Annotated in this window: 15 protein-coding genes and 1 tRNA gene; 4 read left to right on the top strand and 12 right to left on the bottom strand. The window is 62.0% G+C overall.

The window, feature by feature from the left end; translation table 11 throughout:
• Window positions 1-337: 337 nt before the first annotated feature.
• From JQ617_RS02730 to JQ617_RS02760, 7 genes are all read right to left on the bottom strand, one after another.
• Window positions 338-1,129, bottom strand: coding sequence for a hypothetical protein (locus JQ617_RS02730; RefSeq protein WP_212024243.1), 792 nt, complete (start codon window positions 1,127-1,129; stop codon window positions 338-340).
• A complete protein-coding gene (locus JQ617_RS02735) occupies window positions 1,122-1,328 on the bottom strand; it encodes a hypothetical protein (RefSeq protein WP_212024245.1) in 207 nt (68 codons plus the stop codon). Before JQ617_RS02735 ends, JQ617_RS02730 begins: the two co-directional genes overlap by 8 nt.
• A gap of 13 nt (window positions 1,329-1,341) precedes the next feature.
• The gene (locus JQ617_RS02740; RefSeq protein WP_212024247.1) at window positions 1,342-1,989 is read right to left on the bottom strand and encodes a hypothetical protein; all 648 of its coding nucleotides are present in this window, start codon (window positions 1,987-1,989) and stop codon (window positions 1,342-1,344) included.
• A 1,770-nt stretch (window positions 1,990-3,759) separates the two neighbouring features.
• A complete protein-coding gene (locus JQ617_RS02745; protein WP_212024249.1) occupies window positions 3,760-6,087 on the bottom strand; it encodes a phage/plasmid primase, P4 family in 2,328 nt (775 codons plus the stop codon).
• Between the two features lie 125 nt (window positions 6,088-6,212).
• On the bottom strand, window positions 6,213-6,449 hold the full coding sequence (locus JQ617_RS02750; protein WP_212024251.1) for a hypothetical protein: 237 nt from the start codon (window positions 6,447-6,449) through the stop codon (window positions 6,213-6,215).
• A gap of 213 nt (window positions 6,450-6,662) precedes the next feature.
• On the bottom strand, window positions 6,663-7,904 hold the full coding sequence (locus JQ617_RS02755) for a tyrosine-type recombinase/integrase (RefSeq protein WP_212024253.1): 1,242 nt from the start codon (window positions 7,902-7,904) through the stop codon (window positions 6,663-6,665).
• A 741-nt stretch (window positions 7,905-8,645) separates the two neighbouring features.
• Complete coding sequence (locus tag JQ617_RS02760; RefSeq protein WP_063682714.1) at window positions 8,646-9,431, bottom strand: SDR family NAD(P)-dependent oxidoreductase; 786 nt, start codon at window positions 9,429-9,431, stop codon at window positions 8,646-8,648.
• Between the two features lie 134 nt (window positions 9,432-9,565).
• Here JQ617_RS02760 and JQ617_RS02765 point away from each other — a divergent pair, with 134 nt between their 5' ends.
• Both JQ617_RS02765 and JQ617_RS02770 read left to right on the top strand, forming a co-directional pair.
• Window positions 9,566-10,264 carry a histidine phosphatase family protein gene (locus JQ617_RS02765; RefSeq protein ID WP_212024256.1) on the top strand — a complete coding sequence of 233 codons (699 nt, stop codon included), beginning with the start codon at window positions 9,566-9,568 and terminating at the stop codon, window positions 10,262-10,264.
• Between the two features lie 120 nt (window positions 10,265-10,384).
• Entirely contained in the window at window positions 10,385-11,152 is a 768-nt protein-coding gene (locus JQ617_RS02770) for an SDR family NAD(P)-dependent oxidoreductase (protein WP_212024258.1), read from the top strand.
• A 118-nt stretch (window positions 11,153-11,270) separates the two neighbouring features.
• Here the strand turns inward: JQ617_RS02770 and JQ617_RS02775 are convergent, their stop codons facing one another.
• Window positions 11,271-12,494 (bottom strand): serine hydrolase domain-containing protein, encoded by a 1,224-nt coding sequence (locus tag JQ617_RS02775; protein ID WP_212024260.1) that lies wholly within the window; start codon window positions 12,492-12,494, stop codon window positions 11,271-11,273.
• 149 nt (window positions 12,495-12,643) lie between these two features.
• On the opposite strand from JQ617_RS02775, the gene JQ617_RS02780 reads away from it, so the two are divergent.
• Window positions 12,644-12,719, top strand: a tRNA-Trp gene (locus tag JQ617_RS02780).
• Between the two features lie 117 nt (window positions 12,720-12,836).
• On the opposite strand, the gene JQ617_RS02785 is transcribed toward JQ617_RS02780, so the two are convergent.
• The 3 genes from JQ617_RS02785 to JQ617_RS02795 form a co-directional block, all read right to left on the bottom strand.
• Window positions 12,837-13,598, bottom strand: a complete 762-nt coding sequence (locus JQ617_RS02785; protein WP_212024262.1) for a glycosyltransferase family 2 protein — start codon at window positions 13,596-13,598, stop codon at window positions 12,837-12,839.
• Window positions 13,599-13,731: 133 nt separating this feature from the next.
• Window positions 13,732-14,238, bottom strand: a complete 507-nt coding sequence (locus tag JQ617_RS02790; RefSeq protein WP_212024264.1) for a hypothetical protein — start codon at window positions 14,236-14,238, stop codon at window positions 13,732-13,734.
• A 5-nt stretch (window positions 14,239-14,243) separates the two neighbouring features.
• Window positions 14,244-14,744 (bottom strand): hypothetical protein, encoded by a 501-nt coding sequence (locus tag JQ617_RS02795; RefSeq protein ID WP_212024266.1) that lies wholly within the window; start codon window positions 14,742-14,744, stop codon window positions 14,244-14,246.
• Between the two features lie 220 nt (window positions 14,745-14,964).
• On the opposite strand from JQ617_RS02795, the gene JQ617_RS02800 reads away from it, so the two are divergent.
• Window positions 14,965-16,590 (top strand): hypothetical protein, encoded by a 1,626-nt coding sequence (locus JQ617_RS02800; protein WP_249156588.1) that lies wholly within the window; start codon window positions 14,965-14,967, stop codon window positions 16,588-16,590.
• Here JQ617_RS02800 and JQ617_RS02805 read toward each other — a convergent pair.
• On the bottom strand, window positions 16,580-17,614 hold the full coding sequence (locus tag JQ617_RS02805) for a Gfo/Idh/MocA family protein (RefSeq protein WP_212024270.1): 1,035 nt from the start codon (window positions 17,612-17,614) through the stop codon (window positions 16,580-16,582). The genes JQ617_RS02800 and JQ617_RS02805 overlap by 11 nt on opposite strands.

The raw sequence follows: 17,614 nt of genomic DNA on the forward strand, positions 1-17,614 counted from the left end.
TCCGCTCGGGGTAGCTATGAGAGGTTAAACCGCTGCCTCGATAACGCTCTCGACGTATACCCTAGCTCGTCTTTACCACAGATATGGATACTTGAGCGGGCCGCACGTACGATGGCTAAGTATTGGACCATCGACGAATGTATGTCGCGACGGAAACAGGCCGGCGGGGTCTGCCGACTTGGGTCCCCCTGATTTCGCGCTGCCGAGCTATTGTGCGGGTGTTCTTGTTAGCGTTGACCCGCAAGTGGCTTAAGTAAGATAAGCGCCGGACCCATTCGAGATCGCCCGACTGGATATTCCGCCGTTCCTTCGATCACGATGCGGACTGAAGGGGCTTTTACATTGCGCGAAAGCGGCTCGCCTCCAATTCGCTCTTGCGCCAAGCGGCCCGGCGCGCCTTCTCAGTCGCCACCGCCTTGCGCGTCACCACGTCAGAAATGATCTCGTCGATCTCGCGTCCATGCAACGTCCGCTTGATGCGCAGGACCGTAGAAAGCACCATCAAAACATCGCCGTAAGGCGCCAATAGATCACGGGCAACGACATCGCAATGCGCGAGAAACGTCTCGATTGCCTCATCGCTAGAGCAGATCAGCAAAGCCAGCTCACGGGCCTGCCGAAGATCGTCAATGGGATGGCAGGGCTCACCTTCCAGCAGCAGCCGCTCGGCGGCACGACCGGCGACGAATTCGATGCATTTGGCGTAGACGCTGCCGAAGACATCAGCAAGCGGGCTGCGGTCTTCGCCCGCCTTGGGCATCATTGGAGCGATCACGGCCCGTACATCTGAGGCATCGCCGTGGCCTTCAGAATACGCCTCCGCATGGCCGACATCCCAGCATAAGCCCTCCGAGCCACGGACCGGGTCCGGGTTGATCGTAACTCCGCCAACCTGATGGCCGAGCAACCGCGCACAGACCGCGTGACCAGCTTCGTGCACGGCAATCCGTTGATCCTGCTCTTCGGTCCGGCCGAGCGTTGAAAGCAGATAATCGTACTCGTCCGGCGGCTCATCAGGGCCGCCGCCAGACGCAGCGACGACCAATTCAGCGTCGGCGGCGGCCCCAGCTCCGGCAGAATGAACCGCATCCTCAGCGAAGCCATCCTCGACCGGATATTCGTTAGACATAACCGAGAACCTTCAGTTGACGTGCGACCATTCGCGCGCGGATAGCGGCAACGCGAGGGTCGGCAGGTTGCGGCATTGCGCGTGCGATCATCTCGGCGACGCGTGCCGGAATACCGCTTTTGTTCTGGGGATCGACGACCCAGCCGTCAACTCGACTGATGATTTTGTGCGGCTGCCAGCCGGGAGGTGCTGATTTCATGTGAAGGCTCCTCCTAGGTGGGACCGAATTTCGGCTTGATCGGGAGGTAACGGTAGTGGTCCTCACTTGGCGCGGGAGCAGGCACTTCAGCCAAAGCTCCCTCAGGCAACGGCAACTTGGCTGAAGCAGTACCCGCAAGCACAGCATCAGCATGGGCACGCAGCATCGTGCTGACGAGTTCGAGGGCCTGCGGAACCTCGGCAAGGCAGACCTTCGTAAAATTGTCGATGCCCAGAGCCTCGTAAACGATCGGAACAGCCCGACGGGTTTGTTCAGACATCCGCTGAGCAACACCATTGAATTCCGCGCCAATCTCGCCCAGCTTGCGAGCAAGCAGTTCGATTTCCGCAGCAGTCTCAGAACGCAGCTTGCGGTCAGCCATTTCGGCCTTGGTCCGCTCAAGATGGGCGATCTGCTGATCGATCTCGGAAAGCGCGCTCCGCAGCGTGACGGCGCGATCCTGAGCAGAACGAAGAGAAGTTTGGGCCGCGTCCAGCCCGGCGTCATCGCCGGACAGCGCGCAGTCCTTTGCAGCCGACGCGTGACGAGCAATGGCTTGGTCGCATTCGGTCAAGCGTGCGGACACTCGCTCACGATTGGCGGCCGCGGCTTCAATGTCGCGCTGAACCGTCTTTTCAGGTGTCGATTTGAAAATTCGCATGTGATCATTGCCCTCCTATCGCCAACATAGGTGACGAAACGGCGGAGAGCACGGGGTCAAATCCTTCGAAATCCTTCGCCTCTCGGGGCGGGAATGAGGCCCTGCTGCTGATCTCACTGTCGGTCCTAGTTCGGTCCAGAGCTGTGCTCTGGTAGCCAAGGCATGACCGTACTCCAGTGAGCCCCAAGGCGGCGGACCACGGATGAGCCTCAGTCACCGGCCAAACGGCGATATGCGCGACAATTCGCAAAGGGGATGACACAACCCATTGAAATTACTGCGTGTAACACGCTGGACGAGATATCGACATGCTATACACGCGGGGACTATGCAAATTGATGCAAATTTGAGAACGTAGCTTGTGGCATTATCGCCACGATCAACATTAGGGGTGCAGAATGTCTACGCTCTCAAATGCATTCTCAGACTTGGTTACCAACATCGGACGCTGTCCGTATTGTATGCGTAAAGCCTTTCTTTCAATGATGGCAAGTTGCGCGATCTTGATCGTTTTGTTGGTCTTTTCTGTCCCTAACTTATTACTGGCCTCTGCCGGCGCAGTAACAATCGTCTTAACCGCTTTGTGGCTATCGCACGTGACTTCTTACGCGATTAGAGCATCAGCAAAACCAGTCGTCAAAGCGGTAGACGTAAGCGCACGACGCTCTGCGTTCAAGCTTTTTGCAAAAGCACTGGCAGGTGCGGCCTTAGCGACAGCAGCCCCAAGGATCGCGCTGGCCGGGAGCTGCTCCACGACATGTGGAAGTACAAGATACTCGACAAGTTGCCCGGACGGCCATCAATGCAATTGTAACTGCAACCAAGGCTGCTACTGCAGCTGAGGCTACGGCCCTCGATAAACCCGCAGCCATCCCTGCGGGTCATCGAGCGCAGCAACATTACGGTCCACTTTCGGCCAACCGACCTTGGCCCAAAGCTAATCGGCAAGGTGACGCCCGGAATGCGTTCGAAAGAATGAAATCGTTTTCGGGCGTTCCATATAATGCCTGCTCGATAATTACGGGCTATCCGCTGATGATCTAATGCGCTTGATGAATAGCTGGCGGAAGCTGGGAATTCGGACGAACACAAGGATCTGAAGTCGGCTTGAGGTTAAAAAGCGGTTGTCGGGCACGAGTACGCCCTCCGACAGCACAACCCGGACCACCGTAGTTTGGCCGATCCATAGGGCCGCCGTCTATCGGCGCGACCGTGAAAAGCGCTGCCGCAAGCTCGTAACGTTCACGTGCCACCGGCCGCCCTCACGGCGGGCCTCGATCAAGCCCCGCTCGGCGCGCTTGCGAACCCACTCGTACTCAAGGCCGCACTCGCCAGCGGCGGCCTTCAGCGGCATCCACCGAGGCGGAGGACATTCAAGTTCTGCGATCCGCGTTCGCAATTGTTCGATCGTGCGGAGCAGGTCAGCAACGATCTCGCTTTCGATCAAGCTGAGGGCGGGCTCGGCCCGATTTGGTGAAGTCGATTTCATGGCGGTGCTTCGCAACCTTTAATTACAACACCCTTGTAAATGTCTATCGCTAGTTGACGCGGACGCGCAGGTGCGACCCGCATATGGCGTGGTCAGAGAGGAACCTATCACTGCGTGAAGAAGCCGCTCTCCATGTCACGCTTGCCACGCCTGTCCAGCGGGAGTGACAGCCGGGACAACCGTGGCAGCCTGTTTCATTTATCGACCCCCACGCGCGCGGGTAGGGGTCGTGGTAATGAGAAACAGCCGTCACGCTTGCCACGCCTGTCACTGATTACAGATCACGCATCAGAGCCGTCGTCCGGCTTCAAGGCAACGCCGCAAAACTCACGCACGTTGTTGCGCTTGCGGTAGGCAAAGCCCGCCTTCCGCATGCTTTCCTTGAAATCTGCCTGCGTGCCCGGCTTCGCGCCGACCGAGCGGGCGTACTCAGACCATGAACGATAAAGCGTGCTGCTGGCTTCGGAGATCGTGCCGCCAGCGATGCACTGTTCCTCTAACCAGCGCGGAAACACCTCCTGATCGCTGAAGTATTCCTCAGTAGCCTCTATGACGCAGTTCGGCCGAACAAGACCATTTTTCTGCCAGTCAAGACAGCCCTCAATCATCCACTGCAAGATGCCGGGCGCTTCAGTCAGCAGCTTCTCGGGAAGCTGACGATCGGGCGCGGAGGGCTTAAAGATGAACGGCACGATGTTGAACCGCCGACGAGCGGCTTCATCAACGTTGGTCAGGGTCGGCTTGTGATTTCCGATGATTGTCAGCTTGAACTGCGGCATGTAGGTGAAGAAGTCCTGCCGCATGAACCGCGCGCTTATGCGATCACCACCCGTCATCTGCTTGATGCGGGCCTCCGCCCAAGCACGGCCAGCCTCCGTCTCCGATGCCGTGACCATCCGCGCACCGTGCAACATCGCCAAGTCAGTTGGATGCTTATCGCTGGACGATGCGGTGAAGGTTTCCATCGCCGAGACAGCCGCGTAGTCGTGCAAGATATGCGACGTGGTGTTCAGGTACACGCTCTTACCGTTGCCACCGGGTCCATACACGAACAAGAGCGCATGTTCCGACGTGTCGCCAGTCAACGCATAGCCGCACCACTGCTGCAAGAAGCGGATCAATTCGTCGTCGCCGTTCGTCGCCTCCTTCAAAAAGTTGAGCCACAGCGGACAGCCCGTGTTGGTAGGCGTGACCGCTGTGGTTTTCGTGATGCCGTCCTTTGGGACGCTCGCACGCAGTTCGCCGGTACGCAGGTCGACCGTGCCGCCGGGCGTACCCAGCAACCAAGGATCGCGGTCCCAATATTCGCTGGTCACCGCGACGTTCTGATCATGTTTAGAAAAGCGCTCGACGCCAGCCGAGAAGCTGGTCTTATTGGTGATGTAACGCTTTCGCTCGTCTTGGTTCTCCGAAAGTTGGCGAGCGAGCTTACGGGCGAAGTCGAACGCGCGGCCGGTGCTGTCGGGCTTCCAACAGATGCCATTCCAAAAGAACCATGAGCCGTGCGTATGGCAGTAGCGGAGCTTTTCGCCATGCAGGTCAACAAACTGCTGCGCAGCACTGTCTTCAGTCAGGATGTCATTGGGCAGGTGCGCAGTGCCGGGCTGCGCGATGCTGCGATTGCTGTGGGTCGTCTGCGACGACACATTGGCGTACGCTGCACCCGCTTCCCTGTAGTCCAGCCATTCCGCGATCTTGCTCGCCACTTTCTCGCCGAACAGTTCATTCAGCGAGGGGTAACCGTACGTGCGGTCGCCCTTCTCATAGGCAATAGCGGCATCATGCGCCGCCCGAACACGATCTCGCCAATCTTCGTCATTCGCAGCCCGCGCGATGTACTCAGCGCACAGCTTAATATATGGCTTGCCGAAGCCGCAGCGGGCAAGAAAGCCGCCCACGATCAAGGCGCCGTCGTGGCGGCCGCCCTTCATCGGCCAGTAGCGTGCGAGCAAGCAAAGCGCGGCCAGCAGCTTGGCTTGCCGGAGGAGCTCATCGTCTGCAACCTGCGCAGGTTCACCACGCTCCTCCCAACAAATCAGCTCGCCGGTCTCATGCATCGAGCCGGGGAAGACGGTCTGGGCACCCTTGTTGCCACCGCCAATACGAACTTCCAGCAGCATTGTCTTCGTTTCAGGGTCCTTGAACGGCAACGAGCCCTGATCGAGGCTCTCCGCGATGGCGGTGTTATAGAGGTAATGGCTGTCGCGTTTTGATGAGCGACCGAAGATCGCACTAGTCTTCGGCAGCACCGCGCGCGCAATAGCCACAGCCTCCGGACAATCCAGATCGACGTCCGTAAGACCACCCGACTTCGAGCCGAGCTGCACGCCAATGTTCTGCGGCTTATCGCCGAAGAAGCGCTCAACCTTGCTTCCGGTGATGACGTGGTGCTGCCAATCGGTGCCAATCGGCGCTTTCTTACCGAGAGGGAGCGGGATAGGGTTCCAGCCGCGCATTGTATACTGGAGCGCGCTCCATTCTGGCGTACCCAACGTCGGCCACTTCTCGCCCAGCTCAAAGATATTGCCGCCGTCATAGGCCAAAGCGAATTCAGCAAACTCCTCAAACGGGCACTTTGCATTCTCATCGACAGATGTGGTAGTAGTCACGATGTATCCTTTCCAGAGGTACAGTTGGTCGTTTCCCGTGACCTGTGGCTAGGTCATAGGAAAACAGTGGGAATGATGTTGTGATTGGCTTTAAGGCGGCTTGTGACGAGCCGCCTTTTCTATGACTACGCAGTGCTGCTGCCGTTCTCACGCGCCCGCAGCCACACAGCGGCAGCCTCCCGCGAGATCAGCACGCGAGTGCCGAGATAGAAGGTCGGGGGCATCAAGCCCTCCGACTTCAGCTTGTAGAAGAGCCTACGGCTGATGCGGTGACGAGCGCAAAATTCATCAATGCTGTAGGCGTCAGCTTCAATCGTTGAAACTCGATGTGCCAGTTTGCGGCCGGTAACTTCGGGGCGCATTCTCGTCTCTCCACGTGCGTTGTTGTACGTCTCAACGCTGTGGTGTTTCGCGGGAATTTGGAAGCGAGTTACCAACAACTACTGGCAAAGGACCCCGAGTTACCGACATTCAAGTGGCCTGACCGCCAATCCACTTGAATTTGATGTGGACAATTTCCTGATCCAGCGTGCGCGATCGATGCTTAGCTACAACCGTTGCGCTCCCTTGCCCGGTCAACTCGCCAAAGCGATGAGGTTAGAGGTGGTCGTCGGTCCGTCCTGCAACAACGCATTCCGGAACATGTCGTCACCGTGTTCCACGATGTATTTCGAGTAGTGCGCTTCGATCATTCGCACGCTGGTGTTGTGAAGCGATGCCACGTAGCGGATTGGAACGTTCTTCAACAGCATCCGCACGATGCTGGAGTGCCGCAGCGCGTAGATTGTAGTCTCAGCCGGATCGAGGTCGATGCTGGTGACTATCTTGTCTACGTGGCGATGATAGCGCTGGCCGGGATTGTCGCCCCACGGGCTGCCGTCGCTTTGCAGGAGCAGAGCTTCGTCACTCGCACGATCCTTCACCGCCTCCCTCAGCTTCGCCGCCAGAGCTGGAGTGATCGGCACGGTGTAGCGCTCATGCCTCTTTTGGCTGCGGTTTCTCCCCCCACCCTTGGCGGACTTGGGCATCATCAGTTTCGGCCGAATGGGATGATCAAGGAAATCGCCGACCCGTAGCCGCACAGCTTGCGACGGACGTGCGCCGGTGATGGCGAGCACATCGACGAGGAGGCCCAGCTCATAACTGTCCTCGTAAGCGGCGGTGACGAATTCGCGCACCTTGTCGTCTGACAAGATCACGTTCCGCGCTTCGATTGCATCGGGAAGACCGGCAAGACCGACCTCCCATGCCGGTCGATTTTGAATGCGATCGTCATGATGTCTTGCAAGCTCCAGCGCGGCGCCGAGACAGCGGCAGAGCCGGTTGATTGTTGCGGCCGCCATCTTGTTGAGCAGGCTGTCGCGCCACGTCTTCAATTCGTGTGCGGTCAGCAACTGAACTGGCTTGCCCAACAACACGGAAGTCAAATGCTTGCGCGCCCAGTTAGCGTTATACGGATTGGCTCCTCGCGCTTTGAGATCGGTCTCGTAGGCAGTGAGCGCGCCGTCGATAGTGATCGGAGCGGTTCCCGTGTCGCCGCGCGCGATCTTCTTGGCGGCATCTTGAGCCTCATAGAACGTCAGCACACCCTTGCCGTCACTGTCCTCGAAGTCGTCGGCAAGCGCGAAGGCCTTGGTCCAGTAGGCGCCATGACCATCGCTGGCCTTGAGAACCCATGTGCCGTTGGTCTTGTTGCGGCGATACATCAGTGAGATGCCGCGTGCGAGCGATGGGCCGCTGTAGGGCCTACGGCGGACTTTCAGGCGGAGGCGAGCGCTGCGGCTTTCGAGAGCGCTAAAGCTGACTTTGCGAGCCATGATCGTGTCCCCGTTCCCGCGATGTGTCGCGATCGTGTCTGCGCACGCCGAAGCACGCGTACGGCATTATGGGGACAGAAGTTTCGAATAATCAATGAGATGAAGAGTGCGTCCGTGTGCGTGCGCGTGCGCGGGCATATTAATTTTTCCCCTGCGCAGGGAAGGCCGGATGCTTGGCTTCACCTGTATGCCGCTGTGCAAATTCTTGTTGCCACCTTTCGCACAGTGGACCGTGGGTGCCCGGCCGGCACCCGGTCTTCCCTGCGCCCTCTTTCAATCGGGCGTGAATCGATGAAGCAAAGCTCGGGCGAGTGAGCCGCGAGGATGCGAAGCTGTGTCTGCCGAGGCGTAGGATGGGTAGAGCACTTGCGAAACCCATCATGCTTCCGCGAGCGGGAAACGTCGATGGGTTTCGCTGCGCTCTACCCATCCTACGAGCTATTGCCTTACACTCCGTCATTGCGAGGAGCGAAGCGACGAAGCAATCCAGACTGTCCCCGCGAAAGGATTCTGGATTGCTTCCGCCTTCGCCAAGGCTCCGGCGGACAAGTCGCTGCGCTCGCAATGACGATGCAGTTGCGCGCCACAGTCCCGCTCTCGTGCCCCGGACGCAGCGCAGCGTCGCTTCGACGGTGCGCTGCAGAGCCGGGGCCCATGTTGCGGTGTGCCCGGGGCCTGCTGGGTCCCGGCTCTGCGGAGCGGCACTGCGTGCCGCACCGCGTCCGGGACACGAGACCCGTGCTACACCGGCTTGCCCGTATACGGCATCGACGCCGTCAGGCCGCCGTCCACCGGGAAGGCCTGTCCATTCACATACGAGGCTTCGTCGCTGGCCAGGAACAGTCCCATCGCCGCGAGCTCGTGCGGCTGGCCGGGGCGCTTGAGCGGATTGAGCTGGCCGATCTTGTCCTGGGTGCCGCGCTCCTTGGCGCGATCGAAGATCGGCTTGGTCATGCCGGTCTCGATCAGGCCCGGGCATACCGCGTTGATGCGCACACCGGTGCCGGTGAGCGAATAGGCGGTGGTCTGCACCAGGCTGATCACGCCGGCCTTGCTCGCGGCATAGGGATGCCCGCTGGCGCCGGCCTTGAGGCCCGCGACGGAGGCGGTCAGCACGATCGCGCCGGACTGCTGCTTCACCATGTGCGGCATCGCATGCTTCACCGCGAGGAACGGCCCGATCAGATTGACCCGCAACACCTCCTGCCACTGCTCCACGGTCTGCTCGCCGAGCGGGACCAGCCCGCCGGAGACACCGGCATTCGCCCAGATCACGTCGAGCCGGCCGTGCGTCTTCACCGCCTTGTCGATGACGGCGATGACGTCCTTTTCGGAGCCGGCGTCCGCAACCATCGCGTCCGCGACACCGCCGGCCTTCTTGATCTCATCGACGGTCTCCTTCACCGCCTCGGTGCGATCGACCGCGATCAGTTTCGCGCCTTCCCTGGTGAACAGCAGCGCGGCCGCGCGACCGATGCCGCTGCCGGCGCCGGTGATGATGACGGATTTGCCTTGCAGACGGCCCATGCGTTTCTCCCTGTGGTGCCTCGCACGACGCTTGCCGCGCGACGGAATTTCAAACAAGATTTCAAACGGTAAAGTGTTTTGAGACACGTTGCCTACTCACGTACAGCGACATCAGACGGGATGGAAGGGTTTCGATGGCAGCCGAAGACAAGCCCAATGTGGTCACGACAAGGTGGTGGTGGGTCCGTCACGCGCCGGTGCGCAACGACGGCGGCAACATCTACGGGCAGAGCGATCTGCCCTGCGACACCAGCGACACCTACGTCTTCAACGCTGTTGCCAAGGTGCTGCCACGCAAGGCAGTCTGGTATTCGAGCAATCTGATGCGCACGCACCAGACCGCGGAAGCGATCTGGGCGGCGGGCTACCCGAAGCCCGCGTCGATGCCGTGGGAAGCCGATCTCGCCGAGCAGAATCTCGGAAAATGGCAGGGCATGAATCGCGCCCAGTTCATCGCGAGCCGTCCCGTCGGCTCGAGCTGGTTCGCCGACATCAACGAGCCCGCGCCCGGCGGCGAAAGCTTCATGGACCTCTACAACCGCGCGCGCCGCACCATCGAACGGATCAACAGCGAGGCGGGCGGGCAGGACATCATCGCGGTCGCGCATGGCGGCACCATCAAGGCAGCGATCGGCCTCGCGCTCGAAGGCCAGGTGGAGAGGGCGCTGTCGTTCGACATCGACAATGTCTCGATCACGCGGCTCGACTATTTTTCAAGTCCCGGGCGCTCGGTGTGGCGGCTGCCGATGGTCAATCAGCAGCCGTGGATCGCCGATGATGCGCACGCGGAGATGCATCAGCCGGCGGGACCGGAAGTCAAGAAGCTCGCGTGAGTTAAGCTGTCATTCCGGGACGATGCAAAGCATCGACCCCGGAATCTCGAGATTCCGGGTCCGGTCCTCCGGACCGTCCCGGAATGACATCGCCTACGAAAATCAATCTGGGAGAGAAGCATGACCTTGTTCGACATGAAGGGGAAAGTCGCCGTCATCACGGGATCGACGCGCGGCATCGGGCTCGCGATCGCCGAGCGCATGGCCGAGCACGGCGCCAAGGTCGTGATCTCCTCGCGCAAGGCCGACGTCTGCGATGAGGTGGCCAAGGGCATCAACGACAAGTTCGGCAAAGGCACCGCGGTTGCGGTCGCCGCCAACATCTCGTCGAAGGAGAATCTGCAGAACCTCGTCGACGAGAGCAACCGCGCCTTCGGCAGGATCGACGTGCTGGTCTGCAACGCCGCCTCCAACCCGTATTACGGGCCGCTCGCCGGCATCTCCGATGATCAGTTCAGGAAGATCCTCGACAACAACATCGTCGCCAACAACTGGCTGATCTCGATGGTGGTGCCGCAGATGATCGAGCGCAAGGACGGCTCGGTGATCATCGTCTCCTCGATCGGCGGCCTCAAGGGCTCGACCATCCTCGGCGCCTACGCAATCTCGAAGGCCGCCGACATGCAGCTCGCGCGCAACCTCGCCTGCGAATACGGCAAGCACAACATTCGCGTGAACTGCATTGCGCCCGGCCTGATCAAGACCGATTTCGCGAAAGCGCTGTGGGACAATCCGGAGAACCTGAAGGCCTCGACCTCGCGCTCGCCGCTGCTGCGCATCGGCATCCCCGACGAGATCGCCGGCGCGGCCGTGTTCCTGGGCTCGAAGGCCGGCGACTTCATGACCGGCCAGACCATGGTGATCGACGGCGGCGCGACGATCAGTTGACGCGATAGAGCGTCATCCCGGGGCGCGCTTAGCGCGAACCCGGGATCTCGAGATTCTCTGGTGCGCAACTGCGCACCATAGTTCGATGCTTTGCATCGCCCCGGAATGACCCTGCGGGTCACTCCACCGCCGCGTACACGAGATCCCGCACCAGCGTGCGCGTAAAATCACGCTGTCCCGGGCCCTGGCTCATGAACACGGCGAACAGGTCCTCCTTCGGGTCGATCCAGAAGAACGTGCCGGCAATCCCGCTCCAGAAATAATTGCCGACGCTGCCGGGGAAGGGCGCGATGCCGGCGTCGCGGCGCACCGCGAAGCCGAGGCCGAAGCCGTGGCCGGGCGACAGCAGCGTGCCGTTGGTTTTGACGTCGGGCCCGAGATGATCGGATGCCATCAGCTCCAGCGTCTTGCGGCCGATGATCCTGTTGCCGTCGAGCGTGCCGCCGCTGCGCAGCATCAGCGCGAAGCGGGCGTAGTCCATCGTGGTCGAAACCAGGCCGCCGCCGCCGGACTCCATCACGGGCTGCTCGAGCATGTTGAACAGCGCGACTTTGTCGCCGGTCCAGGGATCGGCCGCAAAGGGCTCGGCGAGCCTGTGGGCATTGGTCTCGGAGGTGGAGAAGCCGGTCTCGGCCATCTGCAGCGGGGCGAGGATGCGTTCGGTCAGGAACGCGCCGAGCGATTTGCCGCTGACGACCTCGATGATGCGGCCGAGGATGTCGGTGGAGCGGCTGTAGTTGAACTCGTCGCCGGGCTGGCAGACCAGCGGGAAACTCGCCACCAGGGCGGCGTGCTCGGCATTGGTGATCTTGCGGCTGCGGACGCGGGACTCCTGGTAGAGCTTGTGCACGGGCCCGTCGCCCTGGTGCTCGTAGGTGAGGCCGGAGGTGTGGCGGAGCAGGTCCTGCACCGTCATCGGCCGCTTCGGCGGAACCAGCTCCAGCTTGCCGCCGCTGACCACGCCGACCTTCTGGTCGGCGAACTCCGGAATGAACTTGGCGACGGGATCGCCCAGCAGGAGGTGGCCGTCCTCCACCAGCGCCATGATGCCGACCGAGACGATCGGCTTGGTCATCGAGAAGATCCGGAAGATCGAATCGCGCGCCATCGGCGCCGGCCCGGCCGGGCTCTGCTTGCCGAGCGCCTCGAACCAGCCGACCTGGCCGCGGCGCGCCACCAGCACGGTGAGCCCGGGGACGGTTCCCTTGTCGATCTCGCGCCTGAACGCGTCCGACATGGCCTGGAGGCGGGCGCGCGACAGGCCCAGCGTCTCGGGGCGGGCCTCCGGGAGAGGCGGCGTCAGGGCTGCGGAGGCGGGATTGAGGGCGGCTTGGGCGTTCATGAGGGCTCCCGGGTTGTTATTGTCGTTCGGACCGAACTGTCGCCCAGAAGTCGCGGTGTGAACAAGCGCCCTTGGCGCGCTTCTCCCTTGCAAAGCGGGCGCCCTATGTGCTTGAAAGCGGCCCTGATCCGCGGCAACGCCGGGTCCGTAGGAGTGTAGCTCAATTGGTAGAGCACCGGTCTCCAAAACCGGGGGTCGCAGGTTCGAGCCCTGCCACTCCTGCCAGCAAAATCAATGACTTGGATTGAAGGCTGGCAGGGCGGGACGTAAGTCCCGCATGTCAAATCCCAAACAGGACGCCACCCCAACCGGATGGTCCCGGTCGAGGTCTACGACCGCCGCTCAGAGCGCTGCGGTCCGGCCGGCGTGCGTGGAGATCTGGCTGACGTCGATGTTGCGGATCGGCTTGCGGAACACCAACGCGACGATTGTCTGCGCGAGCTGCAGATAGGTGCGCAGGCGCAGCGCGCGCGACGATCCCTTCAGCTCCGCGTTCAGGCTCACGGGCACCTGCACGTGGGTGAGGCCGAGCTGGAGCAGCGAGATCAGGGAGCCGATCTGATAGCCGTAGCCGTCGACGTTCACCGCGATCTGGCGCAGCCATTTCACGGGATAGATGATCATGCTGTGATAGTCGGACAACCAGAAGCCGAACAGGCAGTTCAGGATGAAGCGCAGCGCATGCGACTGGATCGAGCGGTTGACGGAACGGTCCGACTGGTTGTCGCGGTAGGTGATGACGAGGTCGGCGGCGCCCGCCGCCTTGAACATCCTGGCAATGCCTTCGTTCTGGAAGGCGTGATCGCCGGGGATCAGGGTGATGGCATCGAACTTGGCGCGCGACAGGGCATATTCAAAGCCGGCGCCGACGCCCCGGCGCTCCGCGTTGTGATGCACGATGATGCGCGGCTCGCCGGCCGCGAACTCGTCCATGATCGCGCCGGTGGCATCGGTGCTGCCGTCGTTGATCAGGAAGATCTCGAAATCGTCCAGCAGCTCGCGCGCCAGCGGCAGCACACCATCGATGGTATCGGCGATCTTGTCCTGCTCGTTCAGCGCAGAAATGACGATCGTAAGCCGTCTTGCCGCCCTCGAAGGTGTCATCGGATGCTGCCCCGTTTCCGGCCACTCTGTACTGGTGGAACCCCGATAGAACTTTAGGTCATCTGGGCCGGGCGAACAACGCCGGGCGTGCAGGTCTGGGTCCCGGAACTGGGGAAGTGTGTATTTCGCGCAACTAATCGGCGAAATCGTAGAGACCGGTGTCGCCGATACCAAAGACGTGGCGCAGCCGTCCGACCCGGCCGGCCATGTTCCGGCCTGCCGCCGTGGGGGAAAAATGCGAGTTTTCGGGCTCCACCAGGCCCCCGTCGACGAGGACGTCAATTCGTCCCTGGAACAGACGTGGAACCTGCTGCTCGACGATCACGGAGAGCGGTGCGCTCCGTTCGGGCCGGTTGACGAGGCCAAGGAGGATGTCCAGCGAAACCGATTTGTACACCGCGCCAAAGGCGAAAACATACGCCATGACGAAAAATCCGAAAATCGATGCCGCGTCCCAGTAGTGGAACTGCGCGAGGAGGAGCGCGCCGAGGATCACGCCGAGGGCATGCGAGACGACCGCGGCGATCGCGATCAGCGTCACGGGCGCCAGCGGCCAGGCGCGAGCGCGGGCGATGAGCTGCAAGGCCGGTGCGAGCAGTGCGAAGATGACGACGCCGATGAGTCCGATGACGAAAGACATGGCGCCTACCCAAGACCCGTCGACAGACGAACAAGCTTGACGAGGCGCGCAACCGCCAGCCCCTTCGCCGTCGGGGCGAGCCGTCCGTTGGTCGTCATCACCATGCCCGAGCCGATCAGGAGCTTCAGGCGGTTGTGCGTGAAGGTGCCGAGGTCTCCGCCCTGCATGTAGGCCGCGGCCCATTGCTCCGAGGTGAGGGGACGTCCGGCCTGGACCAGCGACGTCAGCAGCGTCAGCGTGAAGCCCCAGGCCAGCAGGCTGAACAGGACGTAGAAAAACATGATGGCCGTCGCCAGCAGGAAGGCTCCGCCGACCACGTCGTCTAGCTGACGCTGACCCGGGAGTGCGATGCAGGCGATCACGAACAGGACGATCACGCTCAGGCAGCCCAGCCGGAAGCGACGGCCGGATCCGCGAATGATCCGCGCGTAGCAAATCAACAGCAGCGGAAGCGCGGCGCTGAGACAGATCGCAGCGATCTGCGCGGGGCCTGGTAGCATGTTCATTTCGGCAAATCGTCCCGGTTGCCTCTCCGGCCCGGCGAGGGTGGAAACCCTATAGGAGGTCGCTTTTTTACGGTCAAGGGAGACCGGCATCGCTCTCTTGCGGCGCCCCGGCGGGCGTGCCAAATCTGCGCCGATGACCTTCCCATCCCGTCCGGGCAAATCCTCACTGCTGCGCCCGATAGCCATTCTCCTCCTGGCTCTGCTGGCAGCGCACGCACCGATGCTGCTGAACGACGGGCTGTTCATGGACGACTGGTGGGTGCTCAAGCCGCGTCCGGATTTCGTCATCGACATCGATTTCCTCCTCACCGGTGCCGGCCACCCGATCTTCTACAGCTACGACAGGTTCGCGAACTGGACCGGCGCGCCTGTTGCCGTGATGGTGTCGATGGCGCTGGCCGGGATTTTTCTCGGCGCGACCTGTCTGGTGCTGACGGCAACGCGGCTCGATCTGCTCGACCGCGCCGAAGCGGTCTGCTTCGCGCTGATCGTCTGGACCTATCCCGGCTATCAGCTCTGGGCGGGCAAGGCGAATGCCGTCTATGTGTTCAGCTTCGGTCTCCTGTTCGTCGGAACGTGGCTGCTGACGCTCGCCTTCGGCGCGCGGGGGCTGCAGCGTGTGCTGCTTCGCATCGCCACTGCGCTCGTGTTCATCCTGAGCTTCGCGCTCAACTCGACGATCGTGCTTTATGCCTTCGCGATGCTTGGTCTGTTCGTTGCGACATGGCGGAGCGGCGAGGCGGCACACGGCTTCGTTCGTCGCACCTGGCGCGCGGGCTGGCGATGCGCCCTCGGCTATCCGGAACTGGTCGTGCTCCCTCTGGTCTATTGGGGCGCGCTCAATATCTGGTTCAAGCGGATCGGCGTGTACGCGCAGCACTATGGCGCTCATTTCCCGACGCCCGGCGAACTGGTGAGCGGCTGGAAGGCGTTTTTCGTCACGAGCTATGGGGATCTCGTGACCAGTGCGCTCAAGCTGGCGATCGAGGCACCCGCGTTGTTCGTCGTCGCCGCGCTCCTCGTCGGTGCCGCCCCGTTCCTGCTGCGCTCCGAGCCGGAGCCGACCATCGCCAATGACGCGACCTCTGCCAAATCCGCGGTTGCCGCGCCGCTCCTGCTCGCCATCGTCTTGTTCCTGGCCTTGTCGTTTCCCTATCTGGTCGCCGGGTTGCGGCCCTCCAGCCTGCACTTTTACGAGAGCCGTCATCTGTTGATGTTCGGGCTGCCGTCGGCACTGATCTTCCTTGGTCTCAAGCGATGGGGCCAACACTTCATCGGCTCGAAGGCAGCCCTCGTGGGCGTGCTCGGACTTGGATCGGTGCTGTCGATCGGCCTGCTATGGAACACCTACATCTTCATGCAGGCGAGGACCCTCAAGCTGGAAGCGCTCGCGCGCAATCTGGCGGCCCGGCCACAGCCGGCAGCAACGGTCTTTGCGCTCGACGACGGCTTTGTCGACTATCCGTCGCGGCACGTGCCGTTCGGCCTCGCCGAGGTCACCGGCATGCTTCGCCTGGCTTGGGGGAATCAGCCTTTCTTCGGATTTGCGCTGCGCGCCGAGCGGCCCACCATCCTCCAGGAAATGGAAGTGGCGCGGACGTCGCCGGGAAGCGCGTTCACTCATATCGATCCGTCGGGGCCGCAGGCGACGATCTCGTTCCAGCCGGGGCCGGGCGCGGTGCCGAACCAGGCTCTGGTGCGCAAATATTACGGATGCCGGCTGCTGTCGCGCTGCGACGTATCACAGCTCCTGCAGCAACTTGCGGACGTCACCATCAAGCCGGGACCTATCGCGGGAATATTGCCGGTCGATCGCTCGAAAACGGACGCCGCGCCTAGCCGCTGACCTTCGGCTTCCAGATCGCTTCGGCAAGCGCGATGTCGGTCACCGAATCTTCGCCTGACGCAACCGGTGTACCCTGTCCGACGATGTCGGCGACAAATGCATCGGCCTGACGCCGAAACGCCCAGCTGCCTTCGCCCGCGAGGCGCGTGATGTGTCCGCCCTGGTCGATGATGACCTCCGCCTCCTGCTCGGCAAAGGGCGGGGGCAGCTCGATGGTCACTGCGCCGCGCTCGAACTCGATCCTCAGCCCCTCGCGCCAGGTGCCTTCGGAGCCGTTCACAAGCTGCAGCGCGCAGGCAATTCCCGCGAAGTCGAGCGTCACGGTCGCAGCGCCGGAGGTCTCGACGCTGCTGGCGGCGACCGTCGGTGATGATCCGAGCGCGTAGCGCGAAAGATTGATGATATGGCTGAACACGTTCAGAAAATTGTCGTAGCCGGGCCGCAACGCGTCCGGCATCCAGTCGGGGCCATCCTGCCAGAGCTCGAGCCCGTCCGGCCGCGTTTCACCGGTCATGACGAAATTGTCGTGCGACCGCCCGGTGTCGCCGCCGAAGCACCAGCCTTTGGCTCCGACAATGCGCCCGAGGGACCCGCCGCTGCAGAGGCGCTTCAGTTCGGCCAGCGCGCGCGCCACGCCGGCGTCGTGTCGCTTCATGTAGCCGATGCTGTAGACGAGGCTCCGCCGCCGCGCGGCGTCTGCCAGCGATGCGGCCTGAAGCGCCGTATAAGCCATCGGTTTCTCCGACAGCACGTGGCGGCCGCTGTTCAACGCGTCGAGCACGATCGGACCGGTGGCACGACGCTTGGTCACGACGACGACCGCGGAGACCTCGGCGTCAGCGAGCAGCTCCCGATGCGTGGCGTAGATCCGTGGGACGCCGAATTTCTGCGCAGCCGCAGCGGCGAGGTCCGGCCGCAGGTCAGCGATCGCAACGACGCGGCAGGCGGGATTGGCGGCGAAATTGGCGAGGTGGCACATCTGGCCGACCATGCCCGTCCCGATGATGCCAATCCCTGGCTTCAC

This window comes from Bradyrhizobium sp. KB893862 SZCCT0404, from assembly GCF_018130885.1.
Taxonomy (GTDB): domain Bacteria; phylum Pseudomonadota; class Alphaproteobacteria; order Rhizobiales; family Xanthobacteraceae; genus Bradyrhizobium; species Bradyrhizobium stylosanthis.